Annotated in this window: 14 protein-coding genes and 2 tRNA genes; 7 read left to right on the top strand and 9 right to left on the bottom strand. The window is 70.8% G+C overall.

Annotated features, from left to right (window positions below; translation table 11 throughout):
• Positions 1-24 precede the first annotated feature (24 nt).
• The 3 genes from aroA to GSY65_RS24925 all read left to right on the top strand — a co-directional run bounded on the left by aroA (position 25) and on the right by GSY65_RS24925 (position 2,855).
• Entirely contained in the window at positions 25-1,362 is a 1,338-nt protein-coding gene (gene aroA, locus GSY65_RS24935; protein WP_159772764.1) for a 3-phosphoshikimate 1-carboxyvinyltransferase, read from the top strand.
• A 16-nt stretch (positions 1,363-1,378) separates the two neighbouring features.
• Positions 1,379-2,392 carry a ribosome small subunit-dependent GTPase A gene (rsgA, locus tag GSY65_RS24930; RefSeq protein WP_159772761.1) on the top strand — a complete coding sequence of 338 codons (1,014 nt, stop codon included), beginning with the start codon at positions 1,379-1,381 and terminating at the stop codon, positions 2,390-2,392.
• A 139-nt stretch (positions 2,393-2,531) separates the two neighbouring features.
• Complete coding sequence (locus GSY65_RS24925) at positions 2,532-2,855, top strand: DMT family transporter (protein ID WP_159772758.1); 324 nt, start codon at positions 2,532-2,534, stop codon at positions 2,853-2,855.
• Between the two features lie 119 nt (positions 2,856-2,974).
• Here the strand turns inward: GSY65_RS24925 and GSY65_RS24920 are convergent, their stop codons facing one another.
• On the bottom strand, positions 2,975-3,595 hold the full coding sequence (locus tag GSY65_RS24920; protein WP_159772755.1) for a TetR/AcrR family transcriptional regulator: 621 nt from the start codon (positions 3,593-3,595) through the stop codon (positions 2,975-2,977).
• Between the two features lie 300 nt (positions 3,596-3,895).
• Here GSY65_RS24920 and hisN point away from each other — a divergent pair, with 300 nt between their 5' ends.
• The 3 genes from hisN to GSY65_RS24905 all read left to right on the top strand — a co-directional run bounded on the left by hisN (position 3,896) and on the right by GSY65_RS24905 (position 5,953).
• A complete protein-coding gene (gene hisN / locus GSY65_RS24915; protein ID WP_159772752.1) occupies positions 3,896-4,696 on the top strand; it encodes a histidinol-phosphatase in 801 nt (266 codons plus the stop codon).
• A gap of 193 nt (positions 4,697-4,889) precedes the next feature.
• On the top strand, positions 4,890-5,282 hold the full coding sequence (locus GSY65_RS24910; RefSeq protein WP_159772749.1) for a CBS domain-containing protein: 393 nt from the start codon (positions 4,890-4,892) through the stop codon (positions 5,280-5,282).
• Positions 5,283-5,536: 254 nt separating this feature from the next.
• Positions 5,537-5,953 carry a Fur family transcriptional regulator gene (locus GSY65_RS24905; protein ID WP_159772746.1) on the top strand — a complete coding sequence of 139 codons (417 nt, stop codon included), beginning with the start codon at positions 5,537-5,539 and terminating at the stop codon, positions 5,951-5,953.
• A 141-nt stretch (positions 5,954-6,094) separates the two neighbouring features.
• On the opposite strand, the gene GSY65_RS24900 is transcribed toward GSY65_RS24905, so the two are convergent.
• The 4 genes from GSY65_RS24900 to GSY65_RS24885 all read right to left on the bottom strand — a co-directional run bounded on the left by GSY65_RS24900 (position 6,095) and on the right by GSY65_RS24885 (position 11,783).
• A tRNA-Met gene (locus GSY65_RS24900) sits at positions 6,095-6,168 on the bottom strand.
• Between the two features lie 187 nt (positions 6,169-6,355).
• On the bottom strand, positions 6,356-8,509 hold the full coding sequence (locus tag GSY65_RS24895) for a tetratricopeptide repeat protein (protein ID WP_201452666.1): 2,154 nt from the start codon (positions 8,507-8,509) through the stop codon (positions 6,356-6,358).
• A gap of 171 nt (positions 8,510-8,680) precedes the next feature.
• Positions 8,681-8,754: transfer RNA gene (locus tag GSY65_RS24890), tRNA-Met, on the bottom strand.
• A 44-nt stretch (positions 8,755-8,798) separates the two neighbouring features.
• The gene (locus GSY65_RS24885; RefSeq protein WP_159776374.1) at positions 8,799-11,783 is read right to left on the bottom strand and encodes a UPF0182 family membrane protein; all 2,985 of its coding nucleotides are present in this window, start codon (positions 11,781-11,783) and stop codon (positions 8,799-8,801) included.
• Between the two features lie 165 nt (positions 11,784-11,948).
• Here GSY65_RS24885 and GSY65_RS24880 point away from each other — a divergent pair, with 165 nt between their 5' ends.
• On the top strand, positions 11,949-12,491 hold the full coding sequence (locus GSY65_RS24880) for a PPA1309 family protein (RefSeq protein ID WP_236580038.1): 543 nt from the start codon (positions 11,949-11,951) through the stop codon (positions 12,489-12,491).
• A 148-nt stretch (positions 12,492-12,639) separates the two neighbouring features.
• Here GSY65_RS24880 and GSY65_RS24875 read toward each other — a convergent pair whose 3' ends face one another.
• The 4 genes from GSY65_RS24875 to GSY65_RS24865 all read right to left on the bottom strand — a co-directional run bounded on the left by GSY65_RS24875 (position 12,640) and on the right by GSY65_RS24865 (position 15,939).
• Positions 12,640-13,737: a YlbL family protein gene (locus GSY65_RS24875; RefSeq protein WP_159772740.1), complete on the bottom strand. Its 1,098-nt coding sequence runs from the start codon at positions 13,735-13,737 to the stop codon at positions 12,640-12,642.
• A gap of 129 nt (positions 13,738-13,866) precedes the next feature.
• Positions 13,867-14,031: a hypothetical protein gene (locus GSY65_RS33380; protein ID WP_201452665.1), complete on the bottom strand. Its 165-nt coding sequence runs from the start codon at positions 14,029-14,031 to the stop codon at positions 13,867-13,869.
• 184 nt (positions 14,032-14,215) lie between these two features.
• Entirely contained in the window at positions 14,216-14,677 is a 462-nt protein-coding gene (locus GSY65_RS24870; protein WP_159772737.1) for a molybdenum cofactor biosynthesis protein MoaE, read from the bottom strand.
• Positions 14,678-14,826: 149 nt separating this feature from the next.
• Complete coding sequence (locus tag GSY65_RS24865; RefSeq protein WP_159772734.1) at positions 14,827-15,939, bottom strand: SDR family oxidoreductase; 1,113 nt, start codon at positions 15,937-15,939, stop codon at positions 14,827-14,829.
• Positions 15,940-16,032 lie beyond the last annotated feature (93 nt).

The raw sequence follows: 16,032 nt of genomic DNA, 5'->3' as shown, positions 1-16,032 counted from the left end.
CGCACCCCCACTAAAGTGGGGCCCATGACCCTGAACGCACAGCCCGCCCTCTGGCCCGCCCCGCACGCGAGCGGAGCCGTCGACGCGACGGTCCACGTGCCCGGGTCCAAGTCCGTCACCAACCGCGCCCTCGTCCTGGCCGCCCTCGCCAGCGAGCCGGGCTGGCTCCGCCGCCCCCTGCGCTCCCGTGACACCCTCCTGATGGCTGCCGCCCTGCGTGCGATGGGCGTCGGCATCGAGGAGACGGTGTCGTCCAGTTCCTCGGCCACGAGCGGCTCCGCGGTCTCCGGGGAGGCGTGGCGCGTCCTGCCCGCGGGGCTGCGCGGCCCGGCCACCGTGGACGTCGGCAACGCCGGCACGGTCATGCGTTTCCTGCCCCCGGTGGCCGCCCTCGCCGACGGCCCCATCCGCTTCGACGGTGACCCGAGATCGTACGAGCGCCCCCTGAACGGTGTGATCGACGGCCTGCGCGCGCTCGGCGCCCGGATCGACGACGACGGCCGCGGCGCCCTGCCGCTGACGGTGCACGGCAGCGGCGCCCTGGACGGCGGCCCGGTGGAGATCGACGCCTCGTCGTCCTCGCAGTTCGTGAGCGCGTTGCTGCTGTCCGCGCCGCGCTTCAACCAGGGCGTGGAGGTCCGGCACATCGGCTCGACCCTGCCCTCCATGCCGCACATCCGGATGACCGTCGACATGCTGCGCTCGGTCGGGGCCCAGGTGGACACCCCGGAGTCGGGCGGCGAGCCCAACGTCTGGCGGGTCACGCCGGGCGCGCTGCTCGGCCGTGATCTGACGATCGAGCCGGACCTGTCCAACGCCCAGCCGTTCCTGGCGGCCGCCCTGGTCACCGGCGGCAAGGTCGTCGTCCCCGACTGGCCCACGCGCACCACCCAGCCCGGCGACCAGCTCCGGGAGATCTTCACCGAGATGGGCGGCTCCTGCGAACTCACCGAGTACGGGCTGGTGTTCACCGGCTCCGGCGCGATCCACGGCATCGACGTGGACCTCGGCGAGGTGGGCGAACTGACTCCCGGTATCGCGGCGGTCGCCGCCCTCGCCGACTCCCCGTCGACGCTGCGCGGCGTGGCCCACCTCCGGCTCCACGAGACGGACCGGCTGGCCGCGCTCACCAAGGAGATCAACGAACTCGGCGGCGACGTCACCGAGACCGCAGACGGCCTCCACATCCGCCCGCGCGCCCTGCACGGCGGTGTCTTCCACACCTACGACGACCACCGCATGGCCACCGCCGGTGCGATCATCGGCCTGGCAGTGAAGGACGTCCGGATCGAGAACGTGGCGACGACGGCCAAGACCATGCCCGACTTCCCCGAACTGTGGGCCGGGATGCTCGGGAACTGACGGGCGGACGACGATCATGCGCCGCTACGGCAAGCACACCGACGAGGACGACATCCGGACCCGTCCCAACCGCAAGGGCAACCGCCCCCGCACGAACATCCGTCCGAAGCACGAGGACGCCGCCGACGGCATGGTCCTCACCGTCGACCGGGGCCGGCTGACCTGCCTCGTCGAGGACCGGATCGTGATCGCGATGAAGGCCCGCGAACTGGGCCGCAAGGCCGCGGTCGTCGGCGACACCGTCGCACTCGTCGGGGACCTCTCCGGCAAGAAGGACAGCCTCGCCCGCATCGTCCGCATCGCCGACCGCTCCTCGGTGCTGCGCCGCACGGCCGACGACGACGATCCGTACGAGCGCGTCGTCGTCGCCAACGCCGACCAGCTCGCCATCGTCACCGCCCTCGCCGACCCCGAGCCCCGCCCCCGCCTGATCGACCGCTGTCTGGTCGCGGCGTACGACGGCGGCCTCGAACCCCTCCTGGTCCTGACCAAGTCGGACCTCGCCTCACCCGACAAGCTCCTGGAGCTGTACGGAGCGCTCGACATCCCCTTCGTGGTCACGAGCCGTGCGGAGCTGGAGCAGGGCGCCGCGGCCGACCAGGTACGCGCACACCTCGACGGCAAGATCACGGCGTTCGTGGGCCACTCGGGCGTGGGCAAGACGACCCTGGTCAACGCGCTCGTCCCCGAGGACCGGCGCCGGACGACCGGCCGTGTCAACGCGGTGACGGGACGAGGGCGGCACACCACCACCTCGGCGCTGGCCCTGCCCCTCGCGGACTCCGACGGCGGCTGGGTGGTGGACACCCCCGGCGTCCGCTCCTTCGGCCTCGCCCACATCGACCCGACGCGGGTCATCCACGCCTTCCCTGACCTGGAGGCGGGCACCGAGGGCTGTCCGCGCGCGTGCAGCCACGACGAGCAGGACTGCGCGCTGGACCAGTGGGTCGCCGACGGGCACGCGGACCCGGCGCGGCTGTACTCCCTGCGCAGGCTGCTCTCGACTCGCGAACGGCGGGAAGGCGACTGACCACCGCGTTGTTTGCGTTCCCCTCCACCCGGTAAGTGCATAATCGCACCAAGTCCGATCGAGACCGGACGACACCTGAAGAGATCAGGCGATATCGAACGAAGCGGTCACGGGACACGGGGACACGGGAGGACGAGACATGGCGTGGCTGCTGGTGGTCGTGGCGGGCCTGCTCGAAACCGGCTTCGCCGTCTGTCTGAAGCTCTCGCACGGTTTCACCAGACTCTGGCCCACGATCGCCTTCTGCGTCTTCGCCCTCGGCAGCTTCGGCCTGCTGACCCTCTCCCTGAAGAAGCTCGACGTGGGCCCGGCCTACGCGGTCTGGACCGGCATCGGCGCGGCCGGCACGGCGATCTACGGGATGATCTTCCTCGGTGACGTGGTGTCCACCCTGAAGATCGTCTCGATCAGCCTGGTCATCGCGGGCGTCATCGGCCTCCAGCTCTCGGGCTCGGCGCACTAGCCGTACTGACCCGCGCGTCGGGACAGGGGCGCGTGGACACCCGCGGGCGGGGCTCGTGGGCAGATGGCCCGTGGACACATCGGTGCGCGGGCGCAACGAGCCTGGCGTCGGTTGGTCGGCTAGCCGAGAGGCCTGCTCAGTTCGCGCGGCAGTGCGGTCCGTACCAGAGCGGTGACCCCGCCCTCGCCCGGCGGTGCCGCCACACAGGACAGGGCCAGCCGGACGGCGAGTTCGCAGGAACGGGCCAGCTCCACCGTGTCCGCCCCCGCGGCGCCGGGCGGCGACAGCGCGGCGACCGCACGGTCGCGGACGAGCGCCACGAAGTCCGACGGCGCGGGCAGCGGCCCGTCGGCGCGGCGCTGCGCGGGCACCACGGAGGACGAGGGCACCGCCGAGAGCGTCGGCGCCGGCAGACGCTCGCTCCAGCAGCCGGTGAGCATGGCCCGTACGAGCAGGTTGCTCCGGGAGGCCGCCACGGTCCACTCAGCGGTCACGGCGAGCCGCTCCCGGCTGTCCACGGGGGTGGCCAACGCCCGTTCGACGCCCGCGAGATAGCCGTCCGCCTCCCGGCGGACCAGGGCCCGGGCGAGCCCTTCCTTGCTGCCGAACTCGTTGTACAGCGTCTGCCGTGACACTCCGGCCACCGCCGCCACGTCCACCATCCGCACGGTGGACCACGGACGGCGCACCAGCGCCGTGAAAGCGGCGTCCAACAAGGATTCCCGCGCTGCAGGCATCATCGCCTCCCTGATACGAGCGGGCGGCTCCGGCCCTCAGATTTGACGCGCATCAAGCCACTGTCAAGGGTTCGCGAGAGCGCCCACCGGCGCACTCCGGCCAACATGCGCGGGCCGATGGGACACCCGGAGGATCCGTCGCGTCGGCACCGGGCGGCGAGATCGCGTCGACGCCGTACCACGACCGGCGCCAGGGACCGCACGGCGGCACTCCGCATCGCCCGTGGCGCCGGAGCCCTCCGGGCACCCCCGCCCCGGGCCCCCTGTGGCCCCGCACCGACCTCGGCGGATACCGTTCGCACCATGGCCGACTACCTCGACGACCTCCGCTTCGCCCACGTCCTCGCGGACGCCGCCGACGCGAGCACCATGTCCCGCTTCAAGGCCCTCGACCTCAAGGTGGAGACGAAGCCCGACATGACTCCGGTGAGTGAGGCCGACAAGGCCGCCGAGGAACTCATCCGCGGCCATCTCCAGCGCTCGCGCCCCCGCGACGCGATCCTCGGCGAGGAGTACGGCGTCGAGGGCACCGGCCCCCGCCGCTGGGTCGTCGACCCCATCGACGGCACCAAGAACTACGTGCGCGGTGTGCCCGTATGGGCCACCCTGATCTCCCTGATGGAAGCGGGCGAGGGCGGCTACCAGCCCGTGGTCGGCGTGGTCTCCGCGCCCGCCCTCGGCCGCCGCTGGTGGGCGGCGAAGGGCCACGGCGCGTTCACCGGACGCAGCCTCAGCTCGTCCTCCCGCCTCCATGTCTCCCGTGTCTCGAAGCTGTCGGACGCCTCCTTCGCGTACTCCTCGCTCAGCGGCTGGGAGGACCGCGGCAGCCTGAACGGCTTCCTCGACCTGACCCGCGAGGTGTGGCGCACACGCGCGTACGGCGACTTCTGGCCGTACATGCTGGTGGCCGAGGGCGCGATCGACCTCTGCGCCGAGCCCGAGCTGTCGCTGTGGGACATGGCCGCCAACGCGATCATCGTCACCGAGGCCGGCGGCACCTTCACCGGACTCGACGGCCGCCCCGGCCCGCACAGCGGCAACGCGGCCGCCTCCAACGGCCTGCTCCACGACGAACTGCTGGCATACCTGAACCAACGCTACTGAATCGCTGGTTCGCTTGCGGCTGCGGAGCGATCCCGAGGCGCCCCTGAACTGACCACGCGCGCCCCCTTGTTGACCCTCTCTTTGCCTGGGAAGCTGACAGTCCCCCCACTTGTGAACTTGTGCAGTACTCAACAGGCGCGCCGGTGCGCCGTCATGACGACTGCCATGGTTCTCCAGGAGGTGACCGCACTCCATGCTCGTCCGCGACGCCATGAGCACGGTGGTACTCACCCTCGGCCCCGACCACACGCTCCGCCAGGCCGCCGCCCTGATGTCCGCACGCCGGGTGGGCGCGGCCGTGGTCCTCGACCCCGACGCCGGCGGACTCGGCATCCTCACCGAACGCGACGTCCTCAACTCCGTCGGTCTGGGCCAGAGCCCGGACATCGAGCGGGCGCACGCCCACACCACCAACAACGTCGTGTTCGCCGCGCCGTCCTGGACGCTGGAGGAGGCCGCCCGTGCCATGGCGCACGGCGGCTTCCGGCATCTGATCGTGCTCGACGAGGCGGCGCCCGTCGGCATCGTCTCGGTCCGCGACATCGTCCGCTGCTGGGCGCCGGCGCGACAGCACGCGCCGGCCTGACCCCGACCGGGCCGGGACCCGAAAGAGTCCCGGCCCGTCCCGACGACAAGCGGTCCAACCCTGGTCGGCCACTCGGAGCCTGAACAGCGACCACCAGGCGCATGCCGAGGTCCGGGGGCTGTACACCGCCTCTCCGGCTGAAATCCAGCACCATCCCTCACACCAGATCCTACCTTGGACAAAATCCAAGTCAGTATGTGTTCCAAAGTCACACCTGTTCGGAATCTGTCCCACCTGCTGTTACGCTGACCTGTATGAGTGACCTTCTGGAGCGGCTGCGCGGACGCGGATGGCGTATGACCGCGCAGCGTCGTGTCGTGGCCGAGGTCCTCGACGGTGAGCACGTCCACCTGACGGCCGACGAGGTACACGCGCGCGCTGTGGCCAAGCTGCCGGAGATCTCCCGGGCGACGGTCTACAACACCCTGGGCGAGCTGGTCTCCCTGGGCGAGGTGCTCGAGGTGGCCACGGACAAGCGCGCCAAGCGCTACGACCCGAACGCACACCGTCCGCACCACCACCTGGTCTGCGCCCGGTGCGGCACGATCCGCGACGTCCACCCGACCGGCGACCCTCTCGCGGACCTGCCGTCCTCGGAGCGCTTCGGCTTCACCGTCTCCGACGTCGAGGTGACCTACCGAGGCGTCTGCCCGAACTGCGTGACGGCGTAGCCCCGCCACCGGCATCACTGCGTTTCAGACGACGCCGCACCAACGCTTCTTCGGTCGCGGCCTCTCGCGCGCCGTCGTGGCCACACACAGCCACACACCGAAGGCCCGGAACCTGATCGGTTCCGGGCCTTCGGCCTTCAGTAGCGGGGACAGGATTTGAACCTGCGACCTCTGGGTTATGAGCCCAGCGAGCTACCGAGCTGCTCCACCCCGCGTCGGTGAATGCAACCTTACGTGGCCCCGTCGACCAGCGCAAATCGCTTGAGCGTCAGGGGACGGGACGCGCGGACGTCACGCCTTCCCGCCCTCACGCCCGCGCCCCGCCGACGCCAGCCGCTCCTGCTCCTGCTCCTGCTCCTGCTCCTGCTCTACTGTCACGAAGAGCCACCAGAAGGGCCCTGGCTAGGCCGACAGCTCCTGCCGCAGAGCGTCCCGCAGCCGCGCCGCCCGCTCGGTGACCTCGGCCGGCCCGAGCGCCACCGCGCGGTCGGCCCACCGCTTCCCCTCGACCAGCTCACCCCGACGCGCGTAGACGAGGGCGAGCCGCAACGCGGCCCGCCCGTGCCCCGCGTCGGCGGCACGGGCCCACCACACGGCGGCCTCCGGCTCACTCCCCTCACGCGCCAGCAGCAGCCCCAGGTTGAACGCGCCGTTGCGCGAACCGGCCTCTGCGGCGAGGCGGTACCACCGCGCCGCCTCGACGACGTCGCCCCGCCCCGCGGCCAGCATCCCGACGCGCACCTGCGCCCGCCGGTGCCCCTGCGACGCGGCCCGCTCGTACCATTCCTCGCACTCGTTCTTCTCGCGCAGGGGCTCCCCCAGCTCATGCGCGGGCGCGGGCGGACGGCGCGCGTCGAGCACGGCGGCGAGCCGGTAGGCGGCCTCCGCGCTGCCTCCGCCCGCGGCACACCGCAGATGGCGCTCGGCGGCCCGCTCGTCCCCCTCCCGCAGGCGCGCGATGGCGACCTGGAGCGCCGCCTCGGTGTGTCCGGCGGCGGCCGCCCGCTCGTACCAGACGAGCGCGGTCGCGTCGTCGCCCCGCCCGGCGTGCAGGATCCCGAGGTTGAACGCGGCGTCCACGCTGCCGGCCTCCGCGGCCTTGGAGAACCACGGCTCGGCACCGGCCGCGTCGCCGACCTGGAGCAGCAGGATCGCCAGCGCGTTGGCCGCCTCCCGATGCCCGGTGTAGGCGGCCTGCCGGTACCACTGCTCGGCCTGCGCGGTCCGCCCCTGCTCGGCGCAGAGCAGCCCCAGGTTGTACGCGCCGTTCACGTCGCCCGCGTCCATCGCGGCCCGGTACCAGCGCTCGGCGGTCTGGGGCTCGCCACGCTCGGCGTGCAGCGCCCCGAGGGCGTTCGCGGCGTTGCCGTCGCCGTCCTGGGCGGCCCGCAGCCACCACACGGCGGCGCTCTCGGTGTCGCCCGCGTCGCGCAGCAGGAACCCGAGCGCGCAGGCGGCCCTCGGCTCGCCGTCCTTGGCGGAGGTCAGGTACCAGCGGCCGGCCTCCTTGAGCTCGCCGCGCCGCTCCAGGATCGCGCCGAGGTGCAGCGCGGCCCGCCGGTGGCCGCGTGCGGCGGCCTGGCGGTACCACTGCTCGGCCTCCTCGGCGGCGGTCGGCGCGACACCGTTGTCAGCCGCCGGCTCCCCCGCCCGCATGGCGGAACGCCCTTCGCGTGCGCCGTTCCGCCCGTCCCGGTCGGGGCCGCCCCGGCCGTTGCGTGCGCCGTCGCGACCGTCCCGCACGGCCTCCCTGGTGTCCCGAGCGGGCCGCCCCGCCCGCGCGTCCCGGACGGCCTCGCGGCTCCCGCCGCCGAGGTCGAGCGCGGCACGGGAGATTCGTCGCCCCTCACGGACCGCGGCACGCTCCTCGCGCTCTGCCCGGTGGTCGAGCGTCCTGGCGAGGCGGTACGCGGCCTCACGGTGGCCGCGTTCGGCGGCGAGCCGCATCCACTTCTCGGAGGCGGCGTCGCTGCGGTGTTCGAGCAGGTCGGCGAGGGCGTACGCGCCGAGCGCGTGCCCCTGCTCGGCGGACTGGCGCAGCCAGTACTCGGCGGCCGGCTCGTCGCCGCGCTCGCGGTGGTGCCGTCCGAGCGCGTGAGCGGCGGCCGCGGAACCGGCGACGGCGGCGATCCGCCACCATCCGGCGGCCTCGTCGGGGTATCCCCGCTGGTGGAGCAGCACGCCCAGGTTGTTGGCGGCCGCGCGGTCCCCCGCGGCGGTGGCGGCACGCAGGTACGGCTCGGCCCCGTCGAGGTCGCCACGGCGCAGCAGCATGGCCCCGAGGACGCTCATGGCCTCGGGGTCGCCCGCTTCGGCGGCGAGCCGCTGACGCGCCTCCTCGACGGCTTCCCCGGCCTCGTCCACATCCACGGCCGGCGCGGAGTCACCCGCGGGGCGTGGACGGCCGATGGTCATCTCGGACTCGGTGGTCAGGACGGACTCCCCCGACGGCTCGGACTCCGTGGGCAGCACGAGGTCGGCAGACAGCGCAACGTCGACAGACTGCGCAAACCGCCCTGTCTCCAACAGAGTTGCCTTGTCCCCCATAACGTCCATCGTCGCACCACCTGCAACCTGGGTACACCTGGTATACCGCAGCCATTGAGGTCACTACAGCGTTTTGTCGACATGCCCACAGAGCGACAAGTCAAACACAGATCTCCTCATGTCCCCAGGCAACACGTCGAAGGCCCGGATCCTTTGGAGGATCCGGGCCTTCAACTTCAGTAGCGGGGACAGGATTTGAACCTGCGACCTCTGGGTTATGAGCCCAGCGAGCTACCGAGCTGCTCCACCCCGCGCCGTTGCTCTGCAACCGTATCACGGCGCGGGATGGAGCCTTCCATCACCCGCTGCCTGAGCCGTCGTCGGCGTTCTTGTCGCCCTTGTCGGTCTGGTCGCCCTTGTCGGTCTGGTCGCCCTTGTCGTTGCTCGCGCTGCCTCCGGTGCCGCCGGCCGCGTCGGCCTTGGACTGCGCGTCCTCGGCCCGCTTCAGCGCGTCCTCGAGGTCCTGCTGGGCGCGGCCGTACGCCTCCCAGTCGCCGTCCTTGAGGGCCTTCTGCCCCTCGTCGAACGCCTTCTGAGCGTCCTGCAGCGCCTGTTGGACCGTCGGGTCGCCCGACGTCGGCGGCTCGTCGGTGCCCCCGCCACCGTCCTCCGTCGGCGGCTCGGGGGTCGTCGAACCCTCTGTCTCGAACACCTTGTTGAGCGCGGCGTCGAGGGTGTCCTCGAAGGCCGTGTTGCCTCCGTAGGTGACGAGAACCTTGCGCAGCAGCGGGTACTTGAGGCCGCCACCCCGCACGTAGACGGGTTCCACGTAGAGCAGTCCGCCGTCGAGCGGGACCGTCAGGAGGTTGCCGTACTCGACCTCCGAGTCACCGCGCTTGAGGAGGCTGATGGTCTCGGCGATGTCCTGTTGGGAGTTGAACTGGCTCTGGACCTGCTTGGGGCCGTCGATCGCCTCGCTCGTCGGCACCTTCAGGATTCTGATCTTGCCGTAGTCCTTGGTGCCCGCCTCGGCGTTGACCGCCATGAAGCCGCTCAGGTTGTCCCGGCCGTTCGGCGTGAACGTCGTGGTCAGCGAGAAGGCCTGTTCCTGCTGCCCCGGCATCTTCATGCTCAGGTAGTACGGCGGTACCGCGCTGCCCGAGGTGTTGGTCGGGTCGTCCGGCACCTGCCACACCTCGCTACCGCTGAGGAACGTGTCGGCGTCCTTGACGTGATAGCGGGTCAGCAGCTCGCGCTGGACCTTGAACAGGTCCTGCGGATACCGCAGATGGGCCTCCAGCGCCTTGGAGATCTCCGTCTTCGGCTCCACCGTGTCCGGGAACGCCTTCATCCAGGTCTTCAGGACCGGGTCCTGGGTGTCCCACTGGTAGAGCTTGACCTCACCCGTGTAGGCGTCGACGGTCGCCTTCACCGAGTTGCGGATGTAGTTGACCTGGTTCTGCTGGGCCACCACCGCGCGCTGGCTGTTGTCGGCGGTCAGCGAGTCGGCAGTCGTGTCCCCCAGCGTGGTGCGGGAGGCGTACGGATAGCCGTTCGTCGTCGTGTACGCGTCGACGATCCACTGGATCTTCCCGTCGATGACGGCCGGATAGGCGTCACCGTCGATGGTCAGCCAGGGGGCGACCGCCTCGACGCGCTCCTTGGGCGTGCGGTTGTACAGGATCCGCGACCCCTCACCGATAGCGCCGGAGTAGAGGATCTGCGGCTCGCTGAACGCCGCCGCGTAGGCCGCCCGGTTGATCGGGTTGGAGAGGTTGACCCCGCTGTCGCCCTTGTACCTGGTGGTCTTCTCACCGTTGTCGTCGGAGTAGTCGATCTCCGCCTGGGGGCCGCCGACGATGGAGTACTGGGTGGTCTTCTCGCCGTAGTAGATCCGCTGCTGGTAGTCGCCGAGGTCGCCCTTGGACGGCAGGTCGGACTCCGTGAAGACCGGACGGCCGCCGGAGGTGGCCTCGGTGCCCTTGGCCGCGACCACGCCGAAGCCATGGGTGTAGCGGAAGTGGTCGTTGATCCAGTTGTTCTTGGGGATGCCCGCGAGGTTCAGCTCACGCAGACCGATGACCGTGTCCTGCTCCGCGCCGTCCTTGCCGCTGTACCGGTCGACGTCCAGATTCGCGGGGAACGCGTAGTAGTTCCTCATCTGCTGGAGCTGCTGGAACGTCGGCGAGACGATGTTCGGGTCGAGCAGGCGGATGCTGGCCGTGTTCTCGGCGTCCTCACGGAGCTTGTTCTTGTCCGAGGTGGTGCCGGTGCCCGCGTACTCCTGGACGTCGGTTCCGTCGATGCCGTAGGCCCGACGGGTCGCCTCCAGGTTCTTCTCGACGTACGGCGCTTCCTTGGCCTGCTCGTTCGGCTGGACCTGGAACTTCTGCACGATCGCCGGGTACAGCCCGCCGATGAGGATCGCGGAGAGCACCATCAGGCCGAAGCCGATGACGGGCAGCTGCCAGGTGCGCCGCCAGATCGTGGCGAAGAAGAGCAGGGCGCAGATGACGGCGATGCAGAACAGGATGGTCTTGGCCGGCAGATAGGCGTTCGCGTCGACGTACCGCAGACCCGTCCAGTTGCCCGTCGCCTTGAAGTCGCTGGACTTCACCGCGAGGCCGTACCGGTCGAGCCAGTAGGCGACCGCCTTCAGCGCGACGAAGACACCGAGGAGCACCGAGAGGTGTCCGGTGGCCGCGGCCGTCGCACGCGCGCCCGGGGAGGTGACCCTGAGGCCGCCGTACAGGTAGTGGGTGAGCGCGGCGGCGATCACCGAGAGCACGGCGGCGGCGAAGCCGAAGCCGAGCAGGAACCGGTACCAGGGCAGGTCGAAGGCGTAGAAGGAGACGTCCAGGCCGAACTGGGGGTCCTTCTGACCGAAGGGCACTCCGTTGACCCACATCAGCCATGTGCGCCACTGCCCGGCGGCGGAGGCGCCGGCGATGAGGCCGACCAGGGAGGTGATCCCGAGGAGCAGCCACTTCTTGTAGGGCGCGATGCCCATGCGGTACCGGTCGAGGCTCTGCTGCTCCATCGACATGGCGCTCAGCGGCGGGCGCAGCCGGTGCGCCAGCCAGATGTTGAAGCCGACCGCGGCCGCCATCAACAGGCCGAAGACGAAGAAGAGTCCGATCTTCGTCCACAGCGTGGTCGTGAAGACGGACGAGTAGTTCACCGACCGGTACCAGAGCCAGTCCGTCCAGAACCCCGCGAACATGACGAACGCCATGCCGAGCGCGGCAAGGACGCCCAGCGTCATGAGCAGGGTCCGGACACGCCGGGACGGTCGGCCGACTCTGATCCGCGGCCCCGTCGGGCCTCCGCCGCGGTCCGGCATCTGGAAAGCCAAGGTGCGCACCTCGAAAATCGCTGTCGATGACGTCGGGACCGCGTCTACGGCCCCTTCAGCGAGCCCCCTGGTCGTAGGAGCCTCACCTATTGCAACTTACTCACGCTTTACTCGGTTCCCGCTTCGGGTAACGAACGAGGCAGGATTGTGACCATGTCCAACACTCCCATGGCAGCGAACCCGCTCACCCGGGCCGTACTCGAGATCGACGAGTACGCCTCGGGCCTCGGCTGGGACCAGCCCGCTCGCCTCTTCGCCCTCGTAGACACCGCGCGCCTCAAGGCACAGGAGCCCGCGCTCGCGGCACAGCTCGGCCTGGAGGACGAGTCCGAGAGCAGTGGCTTCACCCCGATCGAGCAGGACGAGATCCCCACCGGCAAGGCGCTGGACGAGTTCCTCGGCACGATCGCCTGGCCAGACGCGGTGGTCGGCTGCGCGCTGACCGTGGAGCGGCTGATGCTGCCGCCGTCCGTCGAGGCGTCCGTGCCGGACCATCTCGACGGGGCCCGGCTCACCGAGTGGGTCGCCTCCCACCCGGAGCGCCAGGAGGTCCGCATGACGGTGGCGGTCCTGCGGGACGGCTCCCGCGACTCCGCGCTGCGGCTGCGCGAGAAGGACTCCCCGACCGAGGTCCTCACCGGCCCTGAGCTGGTGCCGGGACTGGCCGAGGCGCTGACGGCGACGTTCGCGGACTGACCGCGTTCGCGGACCGGTCAGGGCTGGTGAGGGCCGAGATCGGCCAGTGCGGATGAGGGCTGGCCGGTCCTGCCAGGGCCGATCGCGGTCCTGATCCACTGGGCGGCCGCGCGGCGGCCGCGCGCGGCGGCTACGAGGCGCGCGGTCGTCAGCCCTGGGTGGTGCACTTCGGCAGGTCGCCGGTGTTGCCGGAGCGGATGTCCTTCAGGGCGCCGAGGGCGTCCTTGATGGTGTCGACCTTGACGAGGGTGAGTCCGTCGGGGGTGTCCTTGGCGGCCGCGGTGCAGTTGTCCTTGGGCGTCAGGAAGTACTGGGCGCCCTTGCCGCGCGCGCCGACCGTCTTCATCTCGATGCCGCCGATGGGGCCGACCTTGCCGTTGTCGTCGATGGTGCCGGTGCCGGCGACGAACTTGCCGCCGGTCAGATTGCCCGGCGTCAGCTTGTCGTAGATACCGAGGGCGAACATCAGACCGGCGCTCGGGCCGCCCACGTCGGCGAGCTTGATGTCGATGGTGAACGGGAAGGTGTGGTCGGTCCCGGCGGAGATCCCGACGATCGCCCGTTCCTCGCCCGAGTCGTCGGACTTGGCGGTCGTGATCGTGATCTTCCGGGTCTCCGTCGCCGTGGTGTTCTTCTTCTCGGCGGCTGCCTGCGCCTTGGCGGGCACGATGACGAAGTCGACGTTCTCGCCCGGCTTGTGCTTGGTGACCTGTTGCGCGACGTCCTCGGGTGCCTTGATCGCCGTGCCGTCGACGGACTTGATCACGTCACCGGCGTGCAGCTTGCCCTCGGCCGGGGAGCCCTTGACGACGGTGGAGACGATCACCCAGGACTTCACGGGAATGCCCAGTTGCTTCAGGGCGGCGACCTTGGCGCTCTCCTGGGACTGGCTGAACTCCTCGGCGTTCTCCTGGGTGGACTGCTCCTCGGTCTTGCCGTCCGGGTACAGCGTGTCGTGCGGGACGACCTTGTTGTCGTGTGCCAGCCAGCCGTAGACGGCCTCGACGAGGTTCATCTTGTAGTCGGCACTCGTGACCCGGACCGTGGTCATGTTCAGGTGCCCGGTCGTCGGATACGTCTTGTGCCCCGAGATCTGCAGCACCGGCTCACCGTCGTGCTTGCCCAGCGTGTTCACCGTCGGCCCCGGCGACATCTCCGAGTAGGGCACGGGAATGAGCACTCCCGCGCACAGGATCGCGATCAGCATCAGGGTGGAGGCGAGCATCGTCGCGGTGCGGCGTGGCATGGAACGACAGTACGGGACAGGCCCGTAAGTGCACTGTCGGGGCCGCCGTCCGGGTCGGCGGCGAGCGGGAGGCGACGGCCGGGGTGATCAGGCGCGCGGGAGGGTCCCGATGCGCAGGGCGGGCGGAGGTCAACCGCCGGTGTGGGACCTCTCCATGGCCTCACGGAAGCGTGTGTAGCCGGCGAGCTCGGTGCCGTCCTCGATGCTCTTGCGATTCCGACTGGCCCAGCCGCCCCACAGTCCGGCGCCGATCGCAGCCACAAGTGGAATCAGCAACCAGGCGAGCGCCGCCATGCCGACCTCCCAACCCCATTCACCTGACCGCAACTGACTGATCAGCAGATTATCCGTCCGCACCGTCAACGCTCACGCTGGGGGGCGGGTTACGCAACCGGAACGCGAATGGCCCCCTCGCGGTCACGCCACACGGGTGTTCTCGAGCCCCCGACCCGGGTTCTCCGAGGCTGTCGGAAGCGGCTCAGCAGGCGCCGACCCACTCCTCCGTGCCGTCGGAGAACTTCTGGTGCTTCCAGATCGGCACCTCGTGCTTCAGGTCGTCGATGAGCCTGCGGCACGCCTCGAACGCCTCACCGCGGTGCGGGCACGACACGGCCACGACCACCGCGAGATCCCCGACCTTCAGACTCCCCACCCGGTGCACGGCCGCGAGCGCCCGCACCGGGTAGTCGGCGACCACCTTCTCCGCGACGCGCCGCATCTCCGCCTCGGCGGTGGGATGACACGAATAGCCCAGCTCCTCGACATCGGCTCCCCCGTCGTGGTTCCGCACCGTCCCCACGAACAGTGCGGTCCCGCCGGCGGCGTCGTCCCCGACGGCCCGGAAGACCTCGTCCACGGAGAGCGCGGTCTCCCGGACACCGATCAGCTTGACGGGCGCCTCGGCCCTCTGCTCACCGGGATGATCGTTCATCGATGTCATACCTCCATCGTGCCCCACCCGCCACCGGCCCGACATGGTCGGATCGGCAGGCACGCACGCGTACGTGATGGTCACGTCCTACAGGGCGCACACCTTCGTGTCGGGTCGCACCCTCGTCCCGGCCGTCCCACGGACAACAACACCGCCGTTCACAGCCGGCGTCGAGCCTTCCGCGCCCGCCGTACCAGCGCCGCCGTTCCCAGCAGCGCGACCGTCGCGCCCGCGGCGCCCGCAGCCGTCGCGTCCTTCCGGCCGAGCCGGCGTCCCGCCAGGGTGTGCCGCCCGGACACCTCCTCCAGCAGTTCGGCGAGCACTTCCTCGTTCGTCCACCGCGGCCGCCACCCGGCCTCGTGCAGCCGGCTCCCGCTGACGACCCACGGGTACATGGTGTACGCCAGGTCCCCGGCCGGCGACGGGGTGAGCCCGATCCGGTGCAGCCGGGCCGCGGCCCCCAGGGCCACCGCCGACGGCAGCTCCATGCGCCGGATCCCGCTGAGCTCCTCGACCTCCTCCTGCTCCAGCCAGCCCTCGCACCCGACGGCCAGCTCCCCGTCGACCTTCTCCAGGACGGCGTACTCCAGCGCCCCGCACAGGTCCTCGACATGGCAGAACTGCCAGGCGGGCCGCGATCCGGCCACCACCAGCAGCCGAGGCGACTCGAAGTACCTGGTCAGCGCGGTGTCCGTACCGCCGACGAGGACGGCGGGCCGGACGACGGTGACGTTGAGGCCCGGGTGGGCGCGTGGCGCCCGGCGTGCGAGACGCTCGATCTCCAGCAGGTCGCCGACCCCGGTGGCCTCCGCGGTCGCCCGCAGCTCGGCGTCCTCGGAGAGCGGCAGCTCGTTGTCGGGCAGCGCCCCGTAGACCATGGCCGACGTGCACAGCACGACCCGGTGCACCCCGGCGGCGGCGGCCGCCGTGAGGACGGTCTGCGTGCCCCGCACGTTGTACGCGCTGCGTGCCGCCGGATCGGTGCCCAGGTCGAGGTCGACCGCGAGGTGCACCACCACGTCCGCGCCGCGCAGCTTGTCGGCGATCGCCGGGTCCCGCACGTCCAGGATGTGCCACTGGGCGGCCGCGCACTCCCCCCGCCGCTCGTCGATCGCGATGATCTGCCGGACGCCGTCGGACGCGGCGAGCCGCTCGGTGAGCAGCGCGCCCACCCCGGACGCGGCGCCGGTGACCGCGACGACGGGTCCGCGCGGGGCGGAACTGGTTGAGTGGTTTCGCGCTGCGCGAACCTGCGGATCTGGGGAACTCACCGGGCGTCTCCAGCGGTTGTCTTCAGTACGAACGCGGGTGACGCGTCCGTACCAGGTGGCATCCATCCTGCCGCAGGCCATCGGTCGGCGGAG

It is taken from the genome of Streptomyces sp. HM190, assembly GCF_009857135.1.
Classification (GTDB): domain Bacteria; phylum Actinomycetota; class Actinomycetes; order Streptomycetales; family Streptomycetaceae; genus Streptomyces; species Streptomyces heilongjiangensis.
Note: the sequence above shows the minus strand (reverse complement) of the source record. Positions and strands in the feature narration are given on the sequence as shown.

Excerpts from the sequence above, each read along its gene's own strand:
- aroA (WP_159772764.1), top strand. The coding sequence starts at position 25 with ATGACCCTGAACGCACAGCCCGCCCTCTGGCCCGCCCCGCACGCGAGC.
- rsgA (WP_159772761.1), top strand. The coding sequence starts at position 1,379 with ATGCGCCGCTACGGCAAGCACACCGACGAGGACGACATCCGGACCCGT.
- GSY65_RS24925 (WP_159772758.1), top strand. The coding sequence starts at position 2,532 with ATGGCGTGGCTGCTGGTGGTCGTGGCGGGCCTGCTCGAAACCGGCTTC.
- GSY65_RS24920 (WP_159772755.1), bottom strand. The coding sequence starts at position 3,595 with ATGATGCCTGCAGCGCGGGAATCCTTGTTGGACGCCGCTTTCACGGCG.
- hisN (WP_159772752.1), top strand. The coding sequence starts at position 3,896 with ATGGCCGACTACCTCGACGACCTCCGCTTCGCCCACGTCCTCGCGGAC.
- GSY65_RS24910 (WP_159772749.1), top strand. The coding sequence starts at position 4,890 with ATGCTCGTCCGCGACGCCATGAGCACGGTGGTACTCACCCTCGGCCCC.
- GSY65_RS24905 (WP_159772746.1), top strand. The coding sequence starts at position 5,537 with ATGAGTGACCTTCTGGAGCGGCTGCGCGGACGCGGATGGCGTATGACC.
- GSY65_RS24895 (WP_201452666.1), bottom strand. The coding sequence starts at position 8,509 with ATGGACGTTATGGGGGACAAGGCAACTCTGTTGGAGACAGGGCGGTTT.
- GSY65_RS24885 (WP_159776374.1), bottom strand. The coding sequence starts at position 11,783 with ATGCCGGACCGCGGCGGAGGCCCGACGGGGCCGCGGATCAGAGTCGGC.
- GSY65_RS24880 (WP_236580038.1), top strand. The coding sequence starts at position 11,949 with ATGTCCAACACTCCCATGGCAGCGAACCCGCTCACCCGGGCCGTACTC.
- GSY65_RS24875 (WP_159772740.1), bottom strand. The coding sequence starts at position 13,737 with ATGCCACGCCGCACCGCGACGATGCTCGCCTCCACCCTGATGCTGATC.
- GSY65_RS33380 (WP_201452665.1), bottom strand. The coding sequence starts at position 14,031 with ATGGCGGCGCTCGCCTGGTTGCTGATTCCACTTGTGGCTGCGATCGGC.
- GSY65_RS24870 (WP_159772737.1), bottom strand. The coding sequence starts at position 14,677 with ATGACATCGATGAACGATCATCCCGGTGAGCAGAGGGCCGAGGCGCCC.